A 23,533-nucleotide genomic window follows, 5' to 3' on the forward strand; every position below is an offset into this window, starting at 1 on the left:
GCGATGGCCGGCACAGCGACGACGGATCAGACGGCGGGGCTGTGGCACAACCCGCTGCGCGACGAACGCGACAAGCGGGTGCCCTTCATCGCGGGCCCGTGCTGCCTGGTGATCTTCGGTGTCACCGGAGACCTGTCCCGTAAGAAGCTGATGCCGGCCATCTACGACCTGGCGAACCAGGGGCTGTTGCCCCCTGGTTTCGCCCTGGTCGGGTTCGCGCGACGCAACTACGCCGACGAGGATTTCGCCTCGGTGGTGCTGGAATCGGTGAAGAAGCACGCGCGCACCCCCTTCCGCCAGGAGGTCTGGGACCACCTGGCCGAGGGTTTGCGGTTCGTGCAGGGCAGTTTCGACGACGACACCGCCTTCGCCACCCTGGCCCAGACCCTGAAGGGCCTGGACGAAACCCGCGGCACCGGCGGCAATTACGCCTTCTACCTGTCGATTCCGCCGAACATGTTCCCCGTGGTGCTCGATCAGCTCTGCGAGCACGACCTGGCCGAGGCCAAGCCCGACCCCGACGGGTACACCCCGTGGCGGCGGGTGGTGATCGAGAAGCCCTTCGGCCACGACCTGGCCAGCGCCAAGGAACTCAACGCCCTGGTCAACCGGGTGTTTCCCGAGGAGCAGGTCTTCCGGATCGACCACTACCTGGGCAAGGAAACCGTCCAGAACATCCTGGCGTTGCGGTTCGCCAACGAGCTGTTCGAGCCGATCTGGAACGCCAACTATGTCGACAGCGTGCAGATCACCATGGCCGAGGACATCGGCCTCGGTGGTCGCGCGGGCTATTACGACGGGATCGGCGCCGCGCGCGACGTCATCCAGAATCACCTGTTGCAGCTGTTGGCGTTGACCGCGATGGAGGAGCCCACCTCCTTCGAGCCGATGCAGCTCACCACCGAGAAGATCAAGGCCCTCTCGGCCACCAAACTCGTCGCGCCCCTGGACGAGACGACCGCGCGCGGCCAGTACACCGAGGGCTGGCAGGGCAGCGAGCACGTGGTCGGCCTGCACCAGGAGGAGGGTTTCGATCCGCAGTCGCGCACCGAGACCTACGCCGCGCTCACCCTGCACGTCGAGAACCGGCGCTGGGCGGGCGTGCCGTTCTACCTGCGCACCGGAAAGCGGCTGGGCCGTCGGGTCACCGAGATCGCGGTGGTCTTCAAACGCGCGCCGCACCTACCCTTCGACCAGACCATGACCGAGGAACTGGGCCAGAACGCCCTGGTCATCCGGGTGCAGCCCGACGAGGGCATCACCCTGCGGTTCGGCTCCAAGGTGCCCGGTTCGGGTATGGAGGTCCGTGACGTGAACATGGACTTCAGCTACGGCGAAGCCTTCACCGAGTCCTCCCCCGAGGCCTACGAGCGCCTCATCCTCGACGTGCTGCTCGGGGTGCCGTCGCTGTTCCCGGTCAACGCGGAGGTCGAATTGTCCTGGCGCATCCTCGATCCCGTGCTCGCGCACTGGGCCGCGGGCGGCAAACCCGAACCCTACGAGGCGGGCACCTGGGGTCCCACCTCGGCCGATGAGATGCTCGCGCGCAGCGGGCGGGAATGGCGGCGCCCGTGATCGTCGACATGCCCGACACGAACACCGTCGAGGTCGGCAAGCGGATGGTGCAGTTGCGCGAGACCAACGGCGTGATCACCCAGGGCCGCGTGCTGACCCTGGTGGTGTGCACCCTGGACTCCTCCGAGGCCGAGGACGCGATCGACGCCGCCAACGACGCCAGCCGCGAACACCCCTGCCGGGTGATCGTGCTGGCCCGCGGCGACCGCGACGCTGAGACCCGCCTCGACGCCCAGATTCGCGTCGGCGGCGACGCCGGGGCGGCCGAGGTGATCGTGCTACGGCTACAGGGCGCGCTGGTCAATCACGAGAGCAGCGTGGTGACCCCGTTCCTGCTGCCCGACACCCCGGTGGTGGCGTGGTGGCCGCGTGGCGCGCCGGAGTTCCCGTCCATGGACTCGGTGGGCAAGCTGGCCAAGCGCCGCATCACCGACGCCACCTACGCCCCCGACCCGCAGGCCGCGATCAAGAAGCGCGCCTACACCTACGCCACCGGCGACACCGATCTGGCGTGGAGCCGCATCACCTACTGGCGCGCGCTGCTCGCCGCGGCACTGGACGAACCGCCGTTCGAACCGGTCACTTCGGTGACCGTGTCGGGCCTTGCCGGGGAACCCGCGCTCGATACCCTGGCGGGGTGGCTGGCTTCGCGCTTGCACTGCCCGGTGATTCGCAAGACCGGGGAGTTGAAGGTGCAGATCCAGCGCGCCACCGATTCGATCGCCATCGAACGCCCGCAACTAGGAAGGACCGCAACGCTGACCCGCACCGGCGAACCCGACCAGCGGATCGCGCTGGCCCGCCGGGAAACTCGCGATTGCCTCGCCGAGGAACTGCGTCGACTCGATGCCGACGAGATCTACGCCGAGGCGCTCGCCGGAATCGAGAAGGTGACCTATGAGTGACCATATCGACAGTCGCGAAGACCTCGACAACGAGTTCCCCGCCAACACGATCGAGATCCACGACGATCCCGAGTTGCTCGCCGACGCCGCCGCGGAACGTTTCGTGGGAGTGGTCGTCGCGGCGCAGGCCGAACGCGGCAGCGCGTCGGTCTCGCTCACCGGCGGCAGCGACGGCATCCGCCTGCTGGAGAAGGTTCGCCAGGCCCCCGGTGACATCGACTGGTCCACGCTCTACGTCTACTGGGGCGACGAGCGTTTCGTGCCCGCCGACGACAAGGACCGCAACGAACTCCAGGCCCGCGAGGCGCTGCTGAACTTCGTGCCGCTCGACCCCGCGCACGTCTTCCCGATGGCCCCCTCCGACGGCCCCTACGGTTCCCCCGAGGAAGCCGCCGCCGCCTACGCCCAGATCCTGCACACCGAGCTCGACGAGCGCGGCGACATCGACCTCACGGTCCTGGGCATGGGCCCCGAGGGTCACATCGACTCCATTTTCCCGCACTCTCCCGCCGTCCGGGAGACCAAGGATTACGTTGTCGCGGTGCACGATTGCCCCAAGCCCCCGCCGACGAGGGTCTCGCTGACCCTGCCCGCCGTCCACCGCTCGCGCCACGTGATGCTGGTGGTCAGCGGCACCGGCAAGGCCGCCGCCGTGGCCGCCGCGGTCAACGGCGCCTCCCCCGACGATGTCCCGTCGGCCGGTGCGATCGGCACCGAATCCACCACCTGGGTCATCGACGAGGCCGCGGCCTCGGACCTGCTGCTCGACGACGAATAGAGCTGGTACGCGCGAAGGCCGGGTCCGTGTTCACGGGCCCGGCCTTCGCGTGTCATCCACCCAGGCGTTCCAGCGTCCGATCGAAAACCGTGCGCAGCACCTCGGATTCGGCCTCGATACTCGCCTCGGTCAGCGTCTCCCCCGGCCGCGCGAGCACCGTCACCGACATCGACACGAGGTACTCCCCCGCCCGACCCACCAGTCGCTGCTGCTGCATCGGCGTCTCCACCATCTGCTGCTCGTGCCGAACCCCCTGGGTTCCCCGGTACCGGTACCCGACCGTGGTCGCCGTCGCCGGCGTCACCGTGCCCCTGGTCAGCGCCAAGCTCCGCTGGTGCGAACTCGCCCTGATCTCACCACATTCCGCCACCGCGCTCGCCACCTCGGACACCGTTCGATCCGACTCGACGATGTGAAGCAGATACACCCCCGCCCCCACTCCCGACGCCACCGATTCCCCCGCCCCCGGTCCGGCCGGGGGTTCGATCAACACCCGACACCGCTCATCCCCGAACGCCATCCGGTCATCCGGCGCGGGCAACGCCGACTCGAAGGACTCCGGCGCCCCGAGCAGGCTGTACCCCGCCGGAAAGTCACCGAGCGACGGCAACGCGCCGAGCGCCCCGACCGCCCCCTCCGCACCCGAAGCACAGCCCACCGCCACCACCCCGACGCCCACCAGCGCCGCCATCCGCGTTCCCACACTCACCGTGCTGATCTCATTCCGTTCGCCGAACATACACTCAGGACAGGGGGTTTCGAGCCGACCGCACGGGCGGGATGGTGTCGCAGGAGTCGAAGAAGGCCTGTCGGGCGACACCGATGTCTTCGAGCTTCTGGGTCATCACCGGGATGTCCCCGTCGCCCTCCTTCTTGTCCGCCCGTCCGATGAACTCCGCCCCCGCACGAAACGGCTGCACCATCCCGCGCGTGGCCTCACGAACCGCACCCGCGGACATCGACTCCGCACCCTTTTCCGCTATCTGAGCGAGCTCGTTGTACCCGGCGGCAACAAAGTCGTCCCGAACGTCATAGTCGGCGAACTCAGGGTTGTTCGGATCCATGGCCACGTTGATCCGACCGAGCACCACTTCGCTGTCCTGATACACCTGCTCGGCGATCCCACAGTCCGTCGTCGCCGACGTCTCACCGCAGGCCGCTGAAAACACGAACAGACACAACACCACCGCACCCGGAAGTGTCGGCCGTCGAGCCATGATCCCCCTTCGCCCCGAGTTCATCAGGCAGCAACGCTATCGACAACGGCCAACCGCCGCAAGGCATTCGCGTTCGGTGGCACCCGGCTGACCGCGGTGTGATCGATGAGATCCTGGCGGGCAGTACCGTTCCCGCCGATGCCACCTCGAAGGACCCGCACCGGGTTCGAGGCTCAGCCGAGGACCGCGCGGGGGTCGGGGAGGTAGGTGGCCGCTTTGCCTCGGACGGTGCTCCACAGGGCCAGGCCCAGCATGGGGGTGTTCTGGGCGATCAGTATTCGGCGGTTGGTGAGGTCGATGACGGCGGGGACTACGACGGTGCCGTAGCTCATCGCTTTGTTGGTGACGGCGGCGAAGCTGGCCGGGTGGACGCGGTCGGAGAGGAGGGCGGCGACGGCGCAGGCGCCGCCTTTGACGACGAAGGCGCTGGGGCGGCGGATCGAGCGGGCGAATTCGTCGACCTGCCTGGTGAAACCGGCGACGGTGGCGGGTGAGATCTCGCCCGCGTGACCGACGCAGACGGCCAGTTCGATGGGGTTGAGGGCGCTCTTGATCACCGCGCCGACGCCGATCAGGGACAGGACCGGGCCCAACCAGTTGCGGCTGACCTGGAGGCCGCCCATGGACATGTGCTGGGCGACGGCGGCCAGGTAGGCCTGCACGGCCGGGCTCTCTTCCGGACCGGCGGGTGGGAGTTGTTGCGGGGCCGCGTAATTCGGCTGCGGTGCGCCGTAGTGCGCGGGCGGTGGCTGCTGCGGCGGATAGTGCGGTTGCCCGTACGGCGGCGAGCCGTACTGCTGCTGTGGATACCCCCACGAACCTGGCGTCGTCATGGCCCCCTCTTTCGCCGTCCGAACTGACCTTCGGACACTACCGGCCCAGCGAACTCGGCCCGCGCGCGACCGCGTCCCACGGTGCGGGCCAGGGATTCCCGAGCCCGAGAACGCGCCGATCGCGCGATCGACGGCTGTACCGAGCACCTCCGTACCGTCCTGATCAGCGCGGCCGGCGACGTCGTGGGGCGATCGAACTGTCAGCAGCCCACAACACGTCCGCCCCACGACCGGCGAAATTGCCCGCTTCCCCCGCTGATCGCAGTAGTTTTCTCCCCATGGCGACGGTTGTGGCCGTCGACTCGACCGTAGGCGAGGAGTGGTGGCGGTGGGTTCGTTCGACCTCGATGGGGCTTTCCGGGCCGCGATGACGACGCTGAGCGTGCCCGAGCGGATCGACGCGGTCGAGGGGATCGACGCCGAGTTCGGGATCGAATTGTTCGAATCGCAGGTCACCAGTAGGCATCTCGATCTGGCGGCGCGACGGCTCGGGGCGGCTCGGCAGGGTTTCTACAGCATCGGGTCGTCGGGGCACGAGGGGAACGCGGCGGTGGCGGCGGCGTTGCGGGTCGATGACCCGGCGCTTCTGCACTACCGGTCGGGGGCGTTCTTCGTGCAGCGGTGTCGGCGGATTCCGGGGGCGGATCCGATTCGGGACGTGCTGCTGGGGGTGGTCGCGGCGGCGACCGATCCGATTTCGGGTGGGCGGCACAAGGTGATCGGGAGTGCGGCGGCGTCGATCATTCCGCAGACCTCGACGATCGCCTCGCATCTGCCACGGGCGGTGGGGTTGGCGTTCGCGCTGGATAGGGCTGCGCGGCAAGGCGTTTCGTGTCCGTGGCCCGCCGACGCGGTGGTGGTGTGCAGTTTCGGGGATGCCTCGGCCAATCATTCGACGGCCGTCGGTGCAGTCAATGCGGCGTTGCACGCGGCGCATCAGGGGGTGCCGATGCCGGTGCTGTTCGTGTGCGAGGACAACGGGCTCGGCATCAGCGTGCCCACCGCGCCGGACTGGATCGAACGCGCGTACGGGCCGCGTCCGGGGTTGACCTATCTCGCCGCCGACGGGTGCGATCTGCCCGACGCGCTCGGGGCCGCCCAGGACGCCGCGCATCTGGCGCGCACGTGGCGCACGCCGGTGTTCCTGCATCTGCGCACGGTGCGCCTCGGCGGGCACGCGGGGTCGGATATGGAGTCGGCCTATCGCGGTCCGGCCGAGATCGCCGCGGATCTGGCCCGCGACCCGCTGCTGGGCACGGCCCGCTATCTGATCGGGGCGGGAGTGGCCGACGCGGCCGAGTTGCTCGAGCGCTACGAGCGGATCGGGGCGCGGGTGCGGGAAACGGCCGCGCAGGTGGTCGAGGAGAAGCGGCTGGATTCCGCCGAGGCCGTGATCGCGCCCCTCGCCCCGGCCCGCCCCGCAGCCGTCCGCGAGGATGTCGTCCGAACCGCCGCGGGCCGCGAATCATCTTCCGGCGCAAGCCAACCGTCACCTCCGCTGACCCTGGCCCAGGCGATCAACCACACCCTCGACGAACTCCTCACCCGCGACCCCGACATCCTCGTCTTCGGCGAGGACGTGGCCCGCAAAGGCGGCGTCTACGGCGTCACGAAGGGCCTGCGCAAACGCTTCGGCGCCCGCCGCGTCTTCGACACCCTGCTCGACGAACAGGCGATCCTCGGCACCGCGCTCGGCACCGCCCTGGCCGGGTTCATCCCCGTCCCCGAGGTCCAATACCTCGCCTACCTGCACAATGCCGCCGATCAGATCCGTGGCGAAGCGGCCACCCTCGGTTTCTTCTCCAATGGCGGCTACCGCAACCCGATGGTCCTGCGCATCGCCGGGCTCGCCTACCAGAAGGGCTTCGGCGGCCACTTCCACAACGACAATTCCCTGGCCGCCCTGCGCGACATCCCCGGTGTGATCGTGGCGGTCCCGTCGCGCGCCGACGACGCCGCCGCGATCCTGCGCACGTGTGTCTCCGCGGCCAGGGTCGACGGCCGCGTCTGCGTCATCATCGAACCGATCGCGCTCTATCACACCCGCGACCTGCACCCCGGCGACGAAGCCTGGCTCGCCTCCCCCACCATCGACCACGTCCCGATCGGCAGCGCCCGCGTCCACGGCACCGGCACGGACCTGACCATCGTCACTTTCGGAAACGGCGTCCCGATGAGCCTGCGCACCGCGAAAAACCTTGCCGCCCAGGGCATCAGCACGCGGGTACTCGACTTGCGCTGGCTGAACCCACTCCCCCTCGACGACCTGCTCCACCACGCCGAGGCGACCGGCAGCGTGCTGATCGCCGACGAAACCCGTAGCAGCGGAGGGGTTTCGGAGTCCGTCTACGCGGCCCTGATCGACGCGGGGTATCGCGGCGCCCTCGCCCGCGTCACCAGCGCCGACAGCTTCATCCCGCTGGGCCCGGCGGCCGACACGGTCCTGCTGACCGAGTCGATGATCGAGTCAGCGGCCCTTCGCCTGGTGCGACGGTAGACACGTCGAGCCAAGAAGATCGCCCCACCGGCCTGCGGTGGGGCGAACGGGGAGCGGGATCAGGCGAACTTGATCTCGAGGCCGATGCCGAGGATCGCGATGAACCAGACGATGCCGACGAAGATGGTGATGCGGTCGAGGTTCTTCTCGACGACGGTGGAACCGGACAGGCTCGACTGCACGCCGCCACCGAAGAGGCTGGACAGGCCGCCGCCCTTGGCGCGGTGCAACAGCACCAGCAGCACCAACAGCAAGCTGGTGATCACAAGGAGGATATCGAGGAACAGCGACATGGTGTTCATCCTAGGTGGTCGAGGACCGCGGGGTCTAACCAGCCTCCACGGCCACCAGGTGGGAGACCGTGTGGGCGCCCGCGGCGTACTGGACGACGGTCTGTTCGATCTCGCGGTCGCGGGCGGTCAGCCGGACCTGATGCTGGTGCATGTGCTCGGCCCAGGAGCGCACGACGAAGGCTTCGACGAACCGGTCGACGGTGCCGACGTCGCGGTAGAGGCGCCATTCCATCGCGCCGGTGCGCTGGCGCGAGCGTCCGACCAGCGCCATCGAGTCGGTGAAGGCGGCCACGTCGGCGGGCGGGACGTCGTAGCCGCGCATGACCAGCACGGGTCCGTCGGCGGGATCGGGTTCGACGACGAGTTGCGGTTCGGGCCAGTAGGCCGCCGGGGACAGGTCGATGTCCTCGACGTTGTGTCGGATCGGCCACCACAGCGTGGTCACCGCGCAGGCCACCAGCAGCGCCGCCGCGAGCAGCAGCGCGCTCACCGCACCGTAGGCGCCGGCGACCAGGCCCCAGACCAGCGAGCCGATGGCCTGCCCGCCCATGAACACCAGCATGTACACCGACAGCCCGCGGGCGCGCACCCACGCGGGCAGCAGCAGCTGCATGGTCGAGTTCAATGTCGACATGGCCAGCAACCAGGCCAGCCCGGCCCCGACCAGCAGCACGATCACCAGCACCACCTGCTCGACCAGGGCGGTGGCGACCGCGCCCATCGCGAACAGCACCGCGGCCAGCGCGAGCCGCTGGGTGGGCGTGAACAGCGTCCGCAGCCGGGACAGGCCGAGCGCGCCGCAGACCGCGCCGAGCCCGAGCGCGCCGAGCAGCAACCCGTATCCGGCCGAGGACAGGCCGAGTCGGTCGTGCGCGATCACCGGCAGCAGCGACCACACCGCGCTCGCGGGGGCGATGAACAGGATCGCCCGGAACAGCACCCGCCGGATCGCGGGCGCGGCGCGGATGAACCGGGTCCCGGCCTGGAGGGCGGCCAGCGGGCGCTCGCTGGGCAGTGGGCTGGTGCGCGTGGGCCACTTCGACACCAGCAGCACCGCCACGATCCCGATGAACGAGAGCGTGTTGAACCCGAACACCACCGTCGGTCCGGCGATCGAGACGATCACGCCCGCCACCGCTGGGCCGACGGCCCGACCGATGTTGACGCTCATGCTGCCCAGCGCCGCCGCCGAGGCGATCTGATCGCGCGGTACCAGTTCCGGCTGGACCGCCTGCCACGCGGGCGCGGTGAGCGCCTGCCCGCAACCGAGCAGGAACAGCAGCGAGAGCAGGACCGCGGGGGTGGTGTGGCCGGTGGCGGTGAACACGGTGAGGGTGAGCGAGGCCACCGCCATGCCCGCTTGGGCGCCGATCAGCAGCCGCCGCCGATCCACCAGGTCGGCCAGCACCCCGGACGGGATCGACAGCAGCATCACCGGCAGCGCGATCGCGGTCTGCACGAACGACACCAGCGCCGCCGCGTTCGGCTGATCCACCAGGATCCACTGCGCGCCGACCGTCTGCATCCAGGTGCCCAGATTCGACACCAGCTGCGCGATCCACAGCGCCCGGAACACCGGCGAGCGCAACGGCGCCCAGGTCGAGATCCGGTCCGCCGCCACGCTCGTCACCCGCCGAGCATATCCGTGGCGACTCCCAACCGGCGCGCCGCGACGACTGTGCCGCGCACCCGGATCCGGGCCCGCTGTTAACCCCGTGGCGCGGGCCGACGATCTCAGAGAGCTCCCGTTCGGTTCGGGGCAGTTCGTATGACACGGAGGAATTTCCATGACAGTCCCGTCCGGCTACCCGCAGCAGCCCTACGGCCAGCAACCCCAGGGCAGTGGTTACCCGCCGCACGGGGGCTACCCGCAGCCGCCGCGCAAGAAGAAGGTGTGGCCGTGGGTGCTCGGTGGCGTCCTGGTCGTGCTGTTGCTGATCGTGGGTGGATGTGTCGCGCTCGTCGGCACGGTGGCCAACGAGATCGAGAACGAGGTCAACCGCGAGGTCACTGTGTCCTATCAGGCGGGTGGCACCGGCACGTCGACGGTCACCTACAGTGACGGCAGCCTCGAGGTGGCCCAGGACTCCGATGTGGCCCTGCCGTGGTCGAAGGACGTGACGGTGACCGGGCTGGTGAAGTACGTGTCGCTGAGCGTGCTCGCCGGCGCCGAGGGCGGCACGGTGTCGTGCAAGATCACCGTGGGCGACAAGGTGATCGACGAGGATCAGGCCACCGGCCAGTTCGCCAGCGCCATCTGCTCGGGTGACGCGGCCAAGTAGTTCCGCGCCCGCCCCGAACGCCGCCGGTCGGTGTTCGGGGCGGGCCGTACGATCGAGCGCATGCGGATCACCCCTGCGCGTCTGGCCGTCCTCGCCCTGATCGGCACGGGAGTCCTCGGGTGCGGCTCCCCGGAGCAGTCGCCGGAGCCGAGCACGGCGACGCCGATGGGCAAGACCTATATCTCCACCGCCGTCGACGGCGACCCGATTCCCGGCGGCGGCCCGCTGACGCTGAGTTTCACCGACGGGCGGATCTCGGCGAACTCGGGCTGCAATTCCGCCAGCGGCAGCGTAGACCTGAGCGACCACACGATCCGCACTTCCCCGCTGGCCGGCACGTTGATGGCGTGCCCCGGGGATCGCGGCGAGGCCGACGCGTGGCAGCACGGTTTCCTGGAATCGGCGCCCACCTGGCGTCTCGACGGCGACGAGCTCACGCTGACCGGCGAGAACAGCACCGTGCGCCTGACCGATAAGAAGGTCCTCACCCCGGACAAGCCGCTGACCGGCACCGACTGGGTGGTGACCGGGATGCTCACCCCCGACGCGCAGGTCCGCTCGACCGCGCTCGACGAGGCGGGCCCGAACCTCACGATCAGCGCGGACGGCACCCTCACCGGCTCGACCGGCTGCAACCGGATGACCGGCACCGCGCTCGTCGACGGCGCCACCGTCACCTTCACCGTCGCCACCACCCGGATGATGTGCGCCGAGGACGTGATGGAGATCGAACAGAACGTGCTGCGAGCCCTGGACGGCCGCGCCACCGCCACCGTCGACGCCGACCAGCTCACCCTGCGCAACGACAACGGGTTCGGGCTGTCCCTGCGGGCGCGATAGGCCCCGAATGACGAAGGGCCGGAAACCGATTGCTCGGTTCCCGGCCCCGCGAGTCACACCCCGCGATCAGGGCAGCGGACCACCCGCGGCGATCGCCGAGAGGGTCGCGAACTCGTCGCCCTTGAGCGACGCGCCGCCGACCAGCGCCCCATCGATGTCGGGCTGACGGATCAGCTCACCGATGTTCTTGGCGTTGACCGAGCCGCCGTAGAGCACGCGCACACCGGCGGCGATCTCCGGGGAGGCCAGCTTCTCGAGCTCGCCGCGGATCGCGCCGCACACTTCCTGCGCGTCGGCCGCCGAGGCGACCTTGCCGGTGCCGATGGCCCAGACCGGCTCGTAGGCGATGACGACCTGCGAGATCTGTTCGGCCGTCAGACCTTTGAGCGAACCGCGCAGCTGCTCGAGGTTGTACTCGACGTGCGTGCCCGCCTCGCGGACGCCGAGACCCTCACCGATGCACACGATCGGGGTGATCTCGTTCTTCAGCGCCTGCTTGGCCTTGGCCAGCACGGTCGCGTCGTCCTCGTGGTGGTACTGGCGACGCTCCGAGTGCCCGACCACCACGAAGGTGCAACCGAGCTTGGCCAGCATCGACCCGCTGATCTCCCCGGTGTAGGCGCCGGAGTCGTGCGCGGACACGTCCTGCGCGCCGTAGGTGAGCAGCAGCTTGTCGCCGTCGACGATGGACTGCACACTGCGCAGGTCGGTGAACGGCGGGATCACCGTCACGTCGACCTTGGCGAAGTACTTCTCGGGCAGCGCGAAGGCGACCTTCTGCACCAGCGAGATGGCCTCGAGGTGGTTGAGGTTCATCTTCCAGTTGCCCGCGATGAGCGGTTTGCGTGCTGCCATCGCTCAGCCCTCCAGTACCGAAATACCGGGCAGCTCTTTGCCTTCCAGGTATTCCAGGGACGCGCCACCACCGGTGGAGATATGCGAGAAACCGTCCTCGGGCAGGCCCAGGGCGCGCACGGCGGCCGCCGAGTCGCCACCGCCGACGACCGTGAACGCACCCTTGGCGGTGGCGGTCACGATGGCCTCGGCGACGCCGCGGGTGCCGTCGGCGAACTTCGCGAACTCGAACACGCCCATCGGGCCGTTCCAGAACACGGTCTTGGCCTCGGTGAGCAGCGCGGAGAACCGGGCCACCGACTCGGGGCCGATGTCGAGACCGAGCCAGCCGTCGGGGATCTCGGTCGAGGCGACGGTCTTGCTGTCGGCGTCGGCGGCGAACTTGTCGGCCACCACGATGTCGACCGGCAGGTGCAGCACGTCGCCGAAGCGCTCGAGCAGGTCCTTGCAGGTGTCGATCATCTCGGCCTGCAGCAGCGAGCCGCCGACCGGAAGCCCTTGCGCGGCAAGGAAGGTGAAGCACATGCCGCCGCCGATCACCAGGGTGTCGACCTTGGGGGCCAGCGCCTCGATCACCGCGAGCTTGTCGGAGACCTTGGAACCGCCGAGCACGACCGCGTACGGGCGAGCCGGATCCTGGGTGAGCTTGCGCAACACCTCGACCTCGGCCGCGACCAAGCCGCCCGCGTAGTGCGGCAGCTGCTGGGCCACGTCGTAGACCGAGGCCTGCTTGCGGTGCACGACACCGAAACCGTCGGAGACGAACGCGCCGTCGTCGCCGACCAGCTCGACGAAGGCCGCGGCCAGCTTGGCCCGGTCCGCGTCGTCCTTGCTGGTCTCGCGCGGGTCGAAGCGCACGTTCTCGAGCAGCAGCACGTCGCCGTCGGTGAGGCCCTCCGAGCGCGAGAGCGCGTCGTAGCCCACCACGTCACCGGCCAGCTGGACATTGCGGCCCAGCAGCTCGGCCAGCTTCGCCGCCACGGGGGCCAGCGAGTACTTGGCGTCGGGCTCGCCCTTGGGGCGGCCCAGGTGTGCCATCACGACCACCTTGGCACCGGCCTCGACCAGTGCCGCGATGGTGGGGACCGAGGCGACGATGCGGCCGGGGTCGGTGATCTGACCGTTGTCGTCGAGCGGGACGTTCAGGTCGGAGCGCACGAGCACGCCCCGGCCCTCGACGCCCTCGGCCAACAGGTCCTGAAGAGTCTGAACTGTCATCGCGGTCAGAGCGACTTGCCGACGAGATCGACCAGGTTGGCCAGGCGGTTGGAGTAGCCCCACTCGTTGTCGTACCAGGACACGACCTTGACCTGGTTGTCGATGACCTTGGTCAGCGGCGCGTCGTAGATCGAGGAGTGCGGGTCGGTGACGATGTCACTGGACACGATCGGGTCCTCGTTGTACTTGAGGATGCCCTTCATCGGGCCCTCGGCGGCGGCCTTCATCGCGGCGTTGATCTCCTCGATGGTGGCCGGCTTGGCCAGGGTCGCGGTGAGGTCGGTGACCGAGCCGGTCGGGACCGGGACGCGCAGCGCGTAGCCGTCGAGCTTGCCCTGCAGCTCGGGCAGCACCAGGCCGATGGCCTTGGCGGCACCGGTGCCGGTGGGGACGATGTTCAGGGCCGCGGCGCGGGCGCGACGCAGGTCCTTGTGCGGCGCGTCCTGCAGGTTCTGGTCCTGGGTGTAGGCGTGGATCGTGGTCATCAGACCGTTCACGATGCCGAACGAGTCGTTGAGGACCTTGGCGATCGGGCCGAGGCAGTTGGTGGTGCACGAGGCGTTGGAGATGATGTTCTGGCTGCCGTCGTACTTGTCGTCGTTGACGCCCATCACGATGGTGATGTCGTCGCCGGTGGCGGGCGCGGAGATGATGACCTTCTTGGCGCCGGCGGACAGGTGACCCTTCGCCTTCTCGGCGGCGGTGAAGATACCGGTGGACTCGACGACGACGTCGACACCCAGTTCGGCCCACGGCAGTGCCGAGGGGCCTTCCTTGATCGCGAGCGCCTTGATGCGCTGCTCGCCGACCACGATGGTGTCGCCCTCGACGGAGACGTTCTGCGGCAGCCGACCCAGGATGGAGTCGTACTTCAGCAGGGTCGCGAGGGTGTTGATGTCGGTGAGGTCGTTGACCGCGACGATCTCGATATCGGTCTCGCCGACGGCCTTCAGCGCCTCCACCGCACGGAAGAAATTACGTCCGATACGACCGAAGCCGTTGATACCTACCCGGACAGTCACGTTATCGCTCCTCAGCTTTCAAGCGGATTCATTCCGACCGTCACCACACTAGTAGCCGTGGCTGACATCACGACAGCCACCTGTGAATAGTGAGCTCCCCGGCCGTCCTGAGTTCAGTGCTCCCAGAGTAAGGGGCAGAGCGGTCGAACATGACCGCTCTGCCCCGATTCGTCGACGCGAAATCCGCGCTACGCGTCGTCGAGCAGCTCGGCGGTGACCGCCGACTCGGTGTCGGGAATGCCCAGATCCTTGGCCCGCCGGTCGGCCATCGACAGCAGGCGCCGGATCCGGCCCGCCACCGCGTCTTTGGTCATCGGCGGGTCGGCCAGCTGGCCGAGTTCCTCGAGCGAGGCCTGCCGGTGCTGCACCCGCAACCGGCCCGCCGCGGCGAGATGGTCGGGCACGTCGTCGGCGAGGATCTCGAGCGCGCGTTCGACCCTGGCCGCCGCCGCGACCGCCGCGCGCGCCGACCGACGCAGGTTGGCGTCGTCGAAGTTGGCCAGGCGGTTGGCGGTGGCGCGCACCTCGCGACGCATCCGCCGTTCCTCCCAGGTGAGCCGGGTGTCCTGCGCGCCCATGCGGGTGAGCAGGGCGCCGATCGCCTCACCGTCGCGCACGACCACGCGGTCGGTGCCGCGCACCTCGCGCGCCTTGGCCGTGATGCCCAACCGGCGAGCGGCGCCGACCAGGGCCAACGCGGCCTCCGGGCCGGGGCAGCTCACCTCGAGCGCCGAGGAACGTCCCGGCTCGGTAAGTGAGCCGTGCGCCAGAAACGCACCGCGCCAGGCCGCTTCGGCGTCGCCGATGCTGCCGCCGACCACCTGCGCGGGCAGCCCGCGCACCGGTCGACCGCGCACATCGAGCAACCCGGTCTGCCGCGCCAGCGCCTCGCCCTCCTTCGACACCCGCACCACGTAGCGCGAGGTCTTTCGCAGTCCGCCCGCACCGAGAACGTGCACGTCGGAACCGTATCCGTAGAGCTCGAAGATCTCCCTGCGTAGGCGCCGGGCGATGGACCCCATGTCCACCTCGGCTTCCACGATCACCCTGCCCCCCACAATGTGGAGACCGCCGGCGAACCGCAGCAGCGCCGACAGTTCCGCCTTACGCGAACTGACCTGCGACACCACGAGCCTGCTCAGCTCGTCTTTCACCTCGGCTGTCATCGCCACGAGACGCGCTCCTTTCCCACCGACCCCGAACGCTCATCTGCAACACTGTGCACATCTGACGCACTGTGCCGTCTCTCGAATCGAAGCCCAGCCAGCTGCGGCCGCGGCGATCGGATCAGCTGATCCAGTGCGGCGGCTAGTTTTCCGGGATGATGCCGATCCGTTCCCGGCTCGGCGACATCGCAGAACGTTACCCGTGCACGCAACTGTTCGGCGGCTCTTGCCACATGTTCGCGTTGCCGCCCCTCGGGCACCGACGCCGAGTCGACGAGGATGTCGTCGACCGCGAAATCCGGTGCGTGCTGGGACAATACATGCAGATGACGCTCCGCGGAAAAGCCGGCCGTCTCCCCCGGCTCCGCCGCCAGATTCAGCACGAGCACTTTGCGTGCGTCGGTGCGCACCAGCGCCTCGCGCAGGCGCGGCACCAACACGTGCGGAATGACACTGGTGAACCACGAACCAGGGCCGAGCACAACGACATCCGCGGCCTCGACGGCCGCGGTCGCCTCTGGCCCGGCGGGCGGATCGGCGGGAATCAGCCGCACCCGCCGGACCTTACCCGGCGTGGTCGCCACCGCAACCTGGCCGCGCACACACCGACCGATGCGCGGATCCGATTCCAGCCCCGAGACTTCGGCCTCGATGTCGAGCGGAATCGGCGACATCGGCAGCACCCGCCCGGTGATCCGCAGCAGCCGACCCATCTCGTCCAGGGCCGCGACCGGGTCGCCGAGGATGTCGGTGAGTCCGGCCAGGATCAGATTGCCCACCGAGTGCCCGGCCAGCGCGCCGGTGCCGCCGAAGCGGTGCTGGGCGGTGGTGGTCCACACGCCCTCGGCATCGGCGGACAGCGCGGCCAGCGCCATGCGCAGATCACCCGGCGGGAGCATGCCCAGTTCGGCGCGCAGTCGGCCCGAGGAGCCGCCGTCGTCGGCGACGGTGACCACGGCGGTGATCTTGTCGGTGAGTCGGCGCAGCGCGGTCAGGGTCGCGTACAGCCCGTGACCACCGCCCAGCGCGACGACGGCCGGGGCGGTGTCGGTTCTGCTCATTCGCGCCCCAGATCTCGGTGCACGACGCGCACCACGTCGGCCGCCGCGGGCCCGGTGTCGGCGCCGATGCGCTCACCGAGTGCCTCCGCGATGGCGACGCTGCGGTGCTTGCCGCCTGTGCACCCCACTGCCACGGTCATGTATCGCTTCCCCTCTTGGCGGTATCCGGTCGTGGTCAGCTCGACCAGGTGTTTGCCGGTGCCCAGGTAGTCCTGCGCACCGGGACGCGACAGCACGTAGTCGCTGACCACCGACTCCTGTCCGGTGTGTTCCCGCAATTCCGGAATCCAATGCGGGTTGGGCAGAAATCGCACGTCCAACACCATGTCGGCGTCGAGGGGAACACCGTACTTGAAGCCGAAGGACTGCACGGTCAGCTGCAGTGTCGTTGGCGCGCCAGCGCCGTAGGCCTCCTCCAGCTTGCGGTGCAGCTGGTGGATGGACAGCTCGGTGGTGTCGATCACCAGGTCGGCGGCGCCCTTGACCGCGGCGAGGCGGGCCCGTTCGGCGGTGAGACCGGCCGAGAGGGTGCCGTCGGGGCTGTCGCTCTGCAACGGGTGGCGACGCCGGGCGAAGCCGAAGCGCCGGATCAGCACGTCGTCGGAGGCCTCGAGGAACAGCACCCGCGTCCTGATGCCCGCGGCGCGCAACTGCTCGGTGACCCCGGCGAGCTCGCCGGTGAAGAACCGGCTGCGCACGTCCATGACCAGCGCCAATCGTCGGATCGGCGGGTCGGCGGCGGCGCCGAGTTCGATCATCGGCCCGATCAGTTCCGGCGGGAGGTTGTCGGTGACGTACCAGCCGAGGTCCTCCAGCACGCGCGCGGCAGTGCCGCGGCCCGCGCCGGACAAGCCGGTCACGATGACCACTTCTACGGGTTGCTGTGTGTCGGTGACCGACCCGGACTGCCCGGGTGCCGCCCCCGCCTTGTTATTCGATTCGACGCGTGTCATGTCCTACCGGATCCGTTTCTGGGTGCCTTTCGATCATCCCGCACCGGTGGGGGTATCGGGCGCAGACACACAACGTACGGCACACGCAATGTTGCGTCCTGCGATCGGTCCCCGGTACCGGCTAGGAACTGTTCAGTGCCGCGAGCACCGCTTTCGCCGTGGAGACCCCGATACCGGGCACCGAGGTGATCTCCTCGACGGTGGCGTCCTTGATTCTGGCGACCGAGCCGAAGTGGGTGACCAGCGCGGTGCGTCTGGTCTCGCCGAGGCCCGGTACCGAGTCCAGCGCCGAGGCGGTCATCCGGCGCGAGCGTTTGCTGCGGTGGAAGTTGATGGCGAAGCGGTGGGCCTCGTCACGCACGCGTTGGAGCAGGAAGAGGGCCTCGCTGTTGCGCGGCATGATCACCGGGTCCGCCTCGCCGGGCACCCACACCTCCTCGAGGCGTTTGGCCAGCCCGATCACGGCCACGTCGGTGATGCCGAGTTCGTCGAGGACCTCCGCGGCGGCGGCGACCTGGGGTGCGCCGCCGTCGACGACGTAGAGGTTGGGCGGGTAGGCGAAGCGGCGCGGGCGGCCGGTGGTGGGGTCGATGCCGGGGCGCGAGGCGGGTTCGTCGGTGTCGTCGGGTTCGACGTCGACGGGTTGTTCGCGGTCGCGGGCCAGGCGGGCGAAGCGGCGGCGGGTCACCTCGGCGATGGAGCCGACGTCGTCGGAGCGGCCGTCGCCCGCGGCCTCCTTGATCGCGTAGTGGCGGTAGTCGGATTTGCGGGCCAGCCCGTCCTCGAACACGACCAGCGAGGCGACCACGTCGGTGCCCTGCACGTGGCTGATGTCGACGCATTCGATCCGCAGGGGCGCGGTGTCGAGGTCGAGGGCGTCCTGAATGTCTTGTAGCGCTTGCGATCTCGAGGTCAGGTCACCGGCGCGGCGCAGCTTGTGCTGGGCCAGGGCCTCGGCGGCGTTGCGCTGCACGGTTTCGGCCAGCGCCTTCTTGTCGCCGCGCTGTGGCACGCGCAGCGAGACCGCCGAGCCGCGCATCCGGCTGAGCCACTCCCCGATCTCCTCGGCGTCGGCGGGCAGTTCGGGGACGAGCACCTCGCGCGGGACGACGACGGCGGCGTCCTCGTTCTGGTCGGCCATCGCGGCCTGCTCGCCGTAGAACTGAGTGAGGAACTGTTCGACGAGGGCGGCCAGTTCGGTGCCCGATTCGGCGACGTCGAGCGCGTCACCGGACTTGTCGACGACCCAGCCGCGTTGACCGCGCACGCGACCGTCGCGGACGTGGAAGATCTGGACCGCGGCCTCCAGCTCGTCGGTGGCGAAGGCGATCACGTCGGCGTCGGTGCCGGTGCCGAGGACCACGGCCTGTTTCTCGAGCGCGCGGCGCAGGGCCTGGACGTCGTCGCGCAGGCGGGCGGCGGTCTCGAAGTCGAGGTCCTCGGCGGCCTGGTGCATGCGGCGCTCGAGGGCGCGCACCATCTTGTCGGTCTTGCCGGAGAGGAAGTCGCAGAAGTCCTCGACGATCTGGCGGTGTTCGTCGGCGCTGACCCGGCCCACGCACGGGGCCGAGCACTTGTCGATGTAGCCGAGCAGGCAGGGGCGCCCGATCTGGTTGTGCCGCTTGAAGACCCCGTTGGAGCAGGTGCGCGCGGGGAACACCCGCAGCAGCAGGTCGAGGGTCTCGCGGATGGCCCAGGCGTGGGCGTAGGGGCCGAAGTAGCGCACGCCCTTCTTGCGGGCCCCGCGATAGACGAACAGGCGCGGGTATTCCTCGTGCAGCGTCACCGCGAGCACCGGATAGGTCTTGTCGTCGCGGTAGCGCACATTGAACCGCGGATCGAATTCCTTGATCCAGTTGTACTCGAGCTGTAGCGCCTCGACCTCGGTGGAGACCACCGTCCACTCGACCGAGGCCGCCGTGGTCACCATCTGCTTGGTGCGCGGATGCAGGGAGTACACGTCGGCGAAGTAGGAGTTCAACCGACTGCGCAGGCTCTTGGCCTTGCCGACGTAGATGACCCGCCCGTGCACGTCCCGGAACTTGTACACACCGGGTTCGACGGGAATGGTCCCCGGCGCGGGCCGGTAGGTCGCGGGATCTGCCACCTGTCCAGCGTAGCGAGGGGCTCCGACAGGTCTGCCGGAGCCGATCAGCGACGGGGCGGCGGTCACACCCACCCGCTGTGTACCGTGAGTGCTCGTGACCAACGGTGCCGCGCCGCGAACGAGCGATGACCTGTACGACGACGAGGTGACTCCGCCCTGGGTCGCGCCCGGTACGGTGCGCGGCGCTCGGATCATCGTCATCGGGTCGGCCGCTGTCGGGGTCGTCGTGCTCGGGGCGGCGCTGCTGCTGAGTCAGCCGCATTCGGTCGGGCTGCTGGTGGCGGGCTACGTGCCCACCTTCGCGCTGGTTCCGCTGGCGGTGCTGTTCTTCCGGCGCGGGGAGCGGTTGCGGCTGGCCACGATCGCGGTGGCACTGCTGGGCGCGGTCGTGTCGATCAGCGGTCTGTTCACCAAGTTGCCGCCGGGTCTGGTCGGCGTCGTGGCCAACGGCGCGGTCGCGGCCCTGCTGCTGCGCCCCTCCGCGAAACGCTGGTTCACCCCCACCCCCTGAGCGGACGACGGGGTGCGCGTCAGGGGGCTGTGACCAGGCCGTTGGCGGCCAGCACGTCGAGCAGGGCGCGAGGACGCTCGGCGGTCGGCAGGGCTTCGACGAGGGCGAACCGGGCGCCGAGGGCGGTCGCGCCGCCGTCGGCTTCGGCGCTGTCGCCGATCATCAGGACGCGTTCGGGGTCGACGCCGAGGCGGTCGGTGGCGTCGCGGAAGATGCGGGGATTCGGTTTCATGGCACCGACCTCGTAAGACAGGGTCATCGAACCGATCAGGTCGGTCCAGCCGTGCGCGTCGAAGGCGGGGCGGATGTCGAAGGCGATATTGCTGACGATGGCGATCGGGATACCTTGGGCGGCAAGGGATTCCAGAACCGTTCCGGTGTCGGGGTAGGGGGTCCAGGCGAGGGGGTCGATGAGGCGCGCGTAGAGGCCGTCGGCGTTGGCGGCGGGGACGCCGGAGCCGCGCAGCACTTCGAGGTAGGCGTGGCGGTGCAGGGCGGGGTCGAGATCGCGGTTGTCCCAGGCGTGTTGACCCACGGCGTCGAAGCTCATGAACTGCGCGACCGGGGCCGTCATCCGGCGCAGCACTTCGGCTTTCGCGGCCACGTCGAACGGCACGCCGTCGTCGCCGACGAGTTCGTCGGCCCAGCGCCAGTCGTCCTCCAAGCGAAATACCGTGCCGGAGAAGTCGAACAGCACCGCGTCGATGGCCATGTCCACCAGGGTAGCCAGCCCGGCGGCGACCGCCGGGGCAAATGCGCCGACTGTGTCGGAGGTGCGCGTTAGGGTGGGCAGATGACGCCAAGGCGACGGACGTGGATAGGGGCCACGACGGCCGCAGTGCTCGCGCTGGGGGTACTGACCGGCTGTTCGACCGAGGACGACAAGGCCGCGGAGTGCACGAGCACGCCCAACGGCACCGCGGTGTCCGCGCCGCCGCCCACCGCAGGGGGCGCGCCGACCACGCAGAATCTGAGCACCGATCCCGAGATCGCCTCGGGCTACCGCTCCGACATGACGGCCGTGCGCACCAGCACCTACGCGGTCTCGACGGCCAATCCCCTGGCCACCGAGGCCGCGTGTCGGGTATTGCGGGATGGTGGCACGGCCACCGACGCGCTGGTCACCGCGCAGGCGGTGCTCGGGTTGGTGGAACCGCAGGCGTCCGGGATCGGCGGCGGAGCGTTCCTGGTGTACTACGACGCGAAGTCGCGCACGGTCGAGACCTACGACGGTCGCGAGACCGCGCCCGCCGCGGCGACGGAGAACTACCTGCGCTGGGTCAGCGACACCGATCAGACCGAACCCGCCCCCAACACCAGGGCCAGCGGCCGTTCCATCGGGGTGCCCGGGGTGCTGCGGATGCTCGAGCTCGCGCACACCGAGCACGGGAAGACCGAGTGGAAACAACTGTTCGAACCCGCGATCGAGCTGTCCGACAACGGTTTCGAGATCAGTTCGCGCCTGGCCGCGCAGATCGCCGAATCGGCGACCGACCTCGCCGGTGACGACGGCGCGCGCGGCTACTTCCTCGAAACCGACGGGTCGCCGAAGGCCGCGGGAACGGTGCTCACCAATCCGGCCCTGGCCAAGACGCTGTCGGCGATCGCCACCGACGGCGCCGATGCCTTCTACAGCGGCGCCATCGCCCAGGCCATCGTCGCCTCGGCGGGCAGCACCGCGGGCGGCCGGACGCCGAGCCTGCTGACAGCCTCGGATCTGGCGAACTACCAGGCGAAGAAGCGCACTCCCCTGTGCACCGGGTACCGCAAGTTCGAGCTGTGTGGGATGCCCGCGCCGTCCTCGGGTGGCAGCACAGTGGCCGCGACCTTGGGCATCCTGGCCAATTTCGACCTGGCCGCGCTGGGTCCCCAAGACCTCGACGCCAACGGTGGCCGGCCCGACGCGCAGGCCGTGCACCTGGTCTCCGAGGCGGAGCGACTGGCCTACGCCGATCGCAACAAGTACGTCGCCGACCCCGATTTCGTTCCGCTGCCGGGCAATTCGGTGCTGTCGCTGGTGCACCCGCAGTACCTCAAGGAGCGCTCGACGCTGATCGACCCGCAGCGCAGCATGGGCACCGCCGAGCCGGGCAACCTCGGTCCGGTCCCACTGGGCAACGGCCCGCAGCCGCCCGAGCACGGCACCAGCCACATCTCGGTGGTGGACAAGCACGGCAACGCCGCCGCGATGACCACCACGGTCGAATCGGCGTTCGGGTCGTTCCATCTCGTCGACGGGTTCGTGCTCAACAACCAGCTCACCGACTTCGCCGCCGACCCCGTCGATCCCGACGGCACCCCGGTCGCCAATCGGCTCCAACCGAACAAGCGGCCCCGCAGTTCGATGGCGCCGACGCTGGTGTTCGACCGCGACGACAAGGGCGACCGTGGCGAACTGACACTCGTCACCGGGTCGCCCGGCGGTTCGGTGATCATCCAGTTCGTCGTGAAAACCCTGATCAACACGCTGGATTGGGGCCTCGACCCGCAGCAGGCGGTCTCGGCGGTGTCCTTCGGCGCGGGCAACACCCCGGTCACCGGGGTCGGCGGCGAGCATCCCGATATCGACGCCACCGACAACGGCGACCACGATCCCCTGATCGAGAAACTCCGGGCCATGGGCCACGAGGTGTCGGTGGCGCCACAGTCCAGCGGGCTCAGCGCCCTGCAACGCAACGGGAAGGACGGGTGGATCGGCGGCGCGGATCCACGCCGGGAGGGCGCGGTGCTCGGCGACACCCGCTGACGCTCGGGCGCCCCGGATGGTCGCGGGGCGCCGAGCGCGGGGCGGTCAGCGCACGGCGACCGCGGGATCAGTCGGCGGCGCGGCGACATCGGCGTGGGACTTCAGCAGTGCCCGAGGCCTCGCGTCAATCCTGCGAGGCGTAGCGATAATCCTGCGAGGCGTAGCGATCAGTCCTGCGGGCGTAGCGGTCAGTCCTGCGGGGCGTAGCGGGCGCCCAGTTCGCGGACGCGTTCGATGGCGTCGGCGGCGTGGGTCTTGTCGTTGGCGCGGATGGCCAGCATCGGCACGTAGTCGTCGTCGGCGAGTTCGAGCCGGGCCCACGCTTTGCCGTCGAGGAAGGCCGCGCCGCGGATATAGGACCACGGATAGACCTGCTCACCGAGGATATTGCGCACCGCGACACCGCGACTGCCCGCACGCACGCGCGGGCGGGTCAGCATCAACACCGCACCGGCCCCGATGATCCCGATCAGGATCATCGCGACCTGATCGGCGACCCGGAAGTTCACCCCGGTCGAGCCGGTGCGCAGCAGCAACCCGCCCGCGGTGAACGCGAGCACGAGGACGATCGCGACCACCACGGCGGTGCGGGTCGACCGACGCGCGCGCACCTCGAACTCCCAGCCCGCGTCGGGCTCGGGCGCACTGCGCCGCCACGTCCGCACCACCGGCAC

22 protein-coding genes are annotated in these 23,533 nt (G+C 69.4%); 8 read left to right on the forward strand and 14 right to left on the reverse strand.

Annotated elements, in window-relative coordinates:
* Nucleotides 1-3: 3 nt before the first annotated feature.
* Genes zwf through pgl form a run of 3 tightly spaced genes read left to right on the forward strand, consistent with a single transcriptional unit; the run spans nt 4 to nt 3,258 of the window.
* Nucleotides 4-1,575 (forward strand): glucose-6-phosphate dehydrogenase, encoded by a 1,572-nt coding sequence (zwf, locus tag ACFP3H_RS15030; RefSeq protein ID WP_378605822.1) that lies wholly within the window; start codon nt 4-6, stop codon nt 1,573-1,575.
* A complete protein-coding gene (gene opcA, locus ACFP3H_RS15035) occupies nt 1,572-2,480 on the forward strand; it encodes a glucose-6-phosphate dehydrogenase assembly protein OpcA (RefSeq protein ID WP_378606403.1) in 909 nt (302 codons plus the stop codon). The genes zwf and opcA overlap by 4 nt, the downstream gene beginning before the upstream one ends.
* Complete coding sequence (pgl, locus tag ACFP3H_RS15040; RefSeq protein WP_378605825.1) at nt 2,473-3,258, forward strand: 6-phosphogluconolactonase; 786 nt, start codon at nt 2,473-2,475, stop codon at nt 3,256-3,258. Before opcA ends, pgl begins: the two co-directional genes overlap by 8 nt.
* A 52-nt stretch (nt 3,259-3,310) precedes the next feature.
* Here pgl and ACFP3H_RS15045 read toward each other — a convergent pair whose 3' ends face one another.
* From ACFP3H_RS15045 to ACFP3H_RS15055, 3 genes are all read right to left on the reverse strand, one after another.
* Nucleotides 3,311-3,967 (reverse strand): hypothetical protein, encoded by a 657-nt coding sequence (locus tag ACFP3H_RS15045; protein WP_378605828.1) that lies wholly within the window; start codon nt 3,965-3,967, stop codon nt 3,311-3,313.
* 34 nt (nt 3,968-4,001) lie between these two features.
* Nucleotides 4,002-4,445: a hypothetical protein gene (locus tag ACFP3H_RS15050; RefSeq protein ID WP_378605831.1), complete on the reverse strand. Its 444-nt coding sequence runs from the start codon at nt 4,443-4,445 to the stop codon at nt 4,002-4,004.
* Between the two features lie 203 nt (nt 4,446-4,648).
* Complete coding sequence (locus ACFP3H_RS15055; protein ID WP_378605834.1) at nt 4,649-5,308, reverse strand: hypothetical protein; 660 nt, start codon at nt 5,306-5,308, stop codon at nt 4,649-4,651.
* 367 nt (nt 5,309-5,675) lie between these two features.
* On the opposite strand from ACFP3H_RS15055, the gene ACFP3H_RS15060 reads away from it, so the two are divergent.
* Nucleotides 5,676-7,805 (forward strand): dehydrogenase E1 component subunit alpha/beta, encoded by a 2,130-nt coding sequence (locus tag ACFP3H_RS15060; protein ID WP_378606406.1) that lies wholly within the window; start codon nt 5,676-5,678, stop codon nt 7,803-7,805.
* A gap of 59 nt (nt 7,806-7,864) precedes the next feature.
* Here the strand turns inward: ACFP3H_RS15060 and secG are convergent, their stop codons facing one another.
* Both secG and ACFP3H_RS15070 read right to left on the reverse strand, forming a co-directional pair.
* Nucleotides 7,865-8,098, reverse strand: a complete 234-nt coding sequence (secG, locus tag ACFP3H_RS15065) for a preprotein translocase subunit SecG (protein ID WP_101468684.1) — start codon at nt 8,096-8,098, stop codon at nt 7,865-7,867.
* A gap of 34 nt (nt 8,099-8,132) precedes the next feature.
* Complete coding sequence (locus tag ACFP3H_RS15070) at nt 8,133-9,719, reverse strand: MFS transporter (RefSeq protein WP_378606409.1); 1,587 nt, start codon at nt 9,717-9,719, stop codon at nt 8,133-8,135.
* 166 nt (nt 9,720-9,885) lie between these two features.
* Here ACFP3H_RS15070 and ACFP3H_RS15075 point away from each other — a divergent pair, with 166 nt between their 5' ends.
* Together ACFP3H_RS15075 and ACFP3H_RS15080 are read left to right on the forward strand one after the other, a co-directional pair.
* Nucleotides 9,886-10,380 carry an MmpS family transport accessory protein gene (locus ACFP3H_RS15075; RefSeq protein WP_378605838.1) on the forward strand — a complete coding sequence of 165 codons (495 nt, stop codon included), beginning with the start codon at nt 9,886-9,888 and terminating at the stop codon, nt 10,378-10,380.
* A gap of 60 nt (nt 10,381-10,440) precedes the next feature.
* Nucleotides 10,441-11,220 carry an META domain-containing protein gene (locus tag ACFP3H_RS15080; protein WP_378605841.1) on the forward strand — a complete coding sequence of 260 codons (780 nt, stop codon included), beginning with the start codon at nt 10,441-10,443 and terminating at the stop codon, nt 11,218-11,220.
* Between the two features lie 66 nt (nt 11,221-11,286).
* Here the strand turns inward: ACFP3H_RS15080 and tpiA are convergent, their stop codons facing one another.
* The 7 genes from tpiA to uvrC form a co-directional block, all read right to left on the reverse strand.
* Entirely contained in the window at nt 11,287-12,075 is a 789-nt protein-coding gene (gene tpiA / locus ACFP3H_RS15085) for a triose-phosphate isomerase (protein WP_378605844.1), read from the reverse strand.
* A gap of 3 nt (nt 12,076-12,078) precedes the next feature.
* The gene (locus tag ACFP3H_RS15090; protein ID WP_378605847.1) at nt 12,079-13,293 is read right to left on the reverse strand and encodes a phosphoglycerate kinase; all 1,215 of its coding nucleotides are present in this window, start codon (nt 13,291-13,293) and stop codon (nt 12,079-12,081) included.
* 5 nt (nt 13,294-13,298) lie between these two features.
* The gene (gap, locus tag ACFP3H_RS15095) at nt 13,299-14,315 is read right to left on the reverse strand and encodes a type I glyceraldehyde-3-phosphate dehydrogenase (protein WP_378605850.1); all 1,017 of its coding nucleotides are present in this window, start codon (nt 14,313-14,315) and stop codon (nt 13,299-13,301) included.
* A gap of 188 nt (nt 14,316-14,503) precedes the next feature.
* A complete protein-coding gene (whiA, locus tag ACFP3H_RS15100) occupies nt 14,504-15,487 on the reverse strand; it encodes a DNA-binding protein WhiA (protein WP_071928885.1) in 984 nt (327 codons plus the stop codon).
* Nucleotides 15,478-16,542 (reverse strand): gluconeogenesis factor YvcK family protein, encoded by a 1,065-nt coding sequence (locus ACFP3H_RS15105; protein ID WP_378605854.1) that lies wholly within the window; start codon nt 16,540-16,542, stop codon nt 15,478-15,480. Before ACFP3H_RS15105 ends, whiA begins: the two co-directional genes overlap by 10 nt.
* Complete coding sequence (rapZ, locus tag ACFP3H_RS15110) at nt 16,539-17,495, reverse strand: RNase adapter RapZ (protein ID WP_378605857.1); 957 nt, start codon at nt 17,493-17,495, stop codon at nt 16,539-16,541. The genes ACFP3H_RS15105 and rapZ overlap by 4 nt, the downstream gene beginning before the upstream one ends.
* 121 nt (nt 17,496-17,616) lie before the next feature.
* The gene (gene uvrC / locus ACFP3H_RS15115) at nt 17,617-19,602 is read right to left on the reverse strand and encodes an excinuclease ABC subunit UvrC (protein WP_378605860.1); all 1,986 of its coding nucleotides are present in this window, start codon (nt 19,600-19,602) and stop codon (nt 17,617-17,619) included.
* A gap of 94 nt (nt 19,603-19,696) precedes the next feature.
* Here uvrC and ACFP3H_RS15120 point away from each other — a divergent pair, with 94 nt between their 5' ends.
* On the forward strand, nt 19,697-20,113 hold the full coding sequence (locus ACFP3H_RS15120; protein WP_378605863.1) for a hypothetical protein: 417 nt from the start codon (nt 19,697-19,699) through the stop codon (nt 20,111-20,113).
* A 19-nt stretch (nt 20,114-20,132) separates the two neighbouring features.
* On the opposite strand, the gene ACFP3H_RS15125 is transcribed toward ACFP3H_RS15120, so the two are convergent.
* The gene (locus ACFP3H_RS15125) at nt 20,133-20,825 is read right to left on the reverse strand and encodes an HAD family hydrolase (protein WP_378605866.1); all 693 of its coding nucleotides are present in this window, start codon (nt 20,823-20,825) and stop codon (nt 20,133-20,135) included.
* Between the two features lie 81 nt (nt 20,826-20,906).
* Between ACFP3H_RS15125 and ggt the strand changes: the two genes are divergently transcribed.
* Nucleotides 20,907-22,859, forward strand: coding sequence for a gamma-glutamyltransferase (gene ggt / locus ACFP3H_RS15130; protein WP_378605869.1), 1,953 nt, complete (start codon nt 20,907-20,909; stop codon nt 22,857-22,859).
* A 188-nt stretch (nt 22,860-23,047) separates the two neighbouring features.
* On the opposite strand, the gene ACFP3H_RS15135 is transcribed toward ggt, so the two are convergent.
* On the reverse strand, nt 23,048-23,533 hold the full coding sequence (locus ACFP3H_RS15135; protein WP_465263764.1) for a PH domain-containing protein: 486 nt from the start codon (nt 23,531-23,533) through the stop codon (nt 23,048-23,050).

It is taken from the genome of Nocardia lasii (assembly GCF_042658545.1).
Taxonomy (GTDB): Bacteria; Actinomycetota; Actinomycetes; order Mycobacteriales; family Mycobacteriaceae; genus Nocardia; species Nocardia lasii.

Excerpts from the sequence above, each read along its gene's own strand:
- zwf (WP_378605822.1), top strand. The coding sequence starts at position 4 with ATGGCCGGCACAGCGACGACGGATCAGACGGCGGGGCTGTGGCACAAC.
- pgl (WP_378605825.1), top strand. The coding sequence starts at position 2,473 with ATGAGTGACCATATCGACAGTCGCGAAGACCTCGACAACGAGTTCCCC.
- ACFP3H_RS15055 (WP_378605834.1), bottom strand. The coding sequence starts at position 5,308 with ATGACGACGCCAGGTTCGTGGGGGTATCCACAGCAGCAGTACGGCTCG.
- ACFP3H_RS15060 (WP_378606406.1), top strand. The coding sequence starts at position 5,676 with ATGACGACGCTGAGCGTGCCCGAGCGGATCGACGCGGTCGAGGGGATC.
- secG (WP_101468684.1), bottom strand. The coding sequence starts at position 8,098 with ATGTCGCTGTTCCTCGATATCCTCCTTGTGATCACCAGCTTGCTGTTG.
- ACFP3H_RS15075 (WP_378605838.1), top strand. The coding sequence starts at position 9,886 with ATGACAGTCCCGTCCGGCTACCCGCAGCAGCCCTACGGCCAGCAACCC.
- ACFP3H_RS15080 (WP_378605841.1), top strand. The coding sequence starts at position 10,441 with ATGCGGATCACCCCTGCGCGTCTGGCCGTCCTCGCCCTGATCGGCACG.
- tpiA (WP_378605844.1), bottom strand. The coding sequence starts at position 12,075 with ATGGCAGCACGCAAACCGCTCATCGCGGGCAACTGGAAGATGAACCTC.
- ACFP3H_RS15090 (WP_378605847.1), bottom strand. The coding sequence starts at position 13,293 with ATGACAGTTCAGACTCTTCAGGACCTGTTGGCCGAGGGCGTCGAGGGC.
- ACFP3H_RS15105 (WP_378605854.1), bottom strand. The coding sequence starts at position 16,542 with ATGAGCAGAACCGACACCGCCCCGGCCGTCGTCGCGCTGGGCGGTGGT.
- rapZ (WP_378605857.1), bottom strand. The coding sequence starts at position 17,495 with ATGACACGCGTCGAATCGAATAACAAGGCGGGGGCGGCACCCGGGCAG.
- ACFP3H_RS15125 (WP_378605866.1), bottom strand. The coding sequence starts at position 20,825 with ATGGCCATCGACGCGGTGCTGTTCGACTTCTCCGGCACGGTATTTCGC.
- ggt (WP_378605869.1), top strand. The coding sequence starts at position 20,907 with ATGACGCCAAGGCGACGGACGTGGATAGGGGCCACGACGGCCGCAGTG.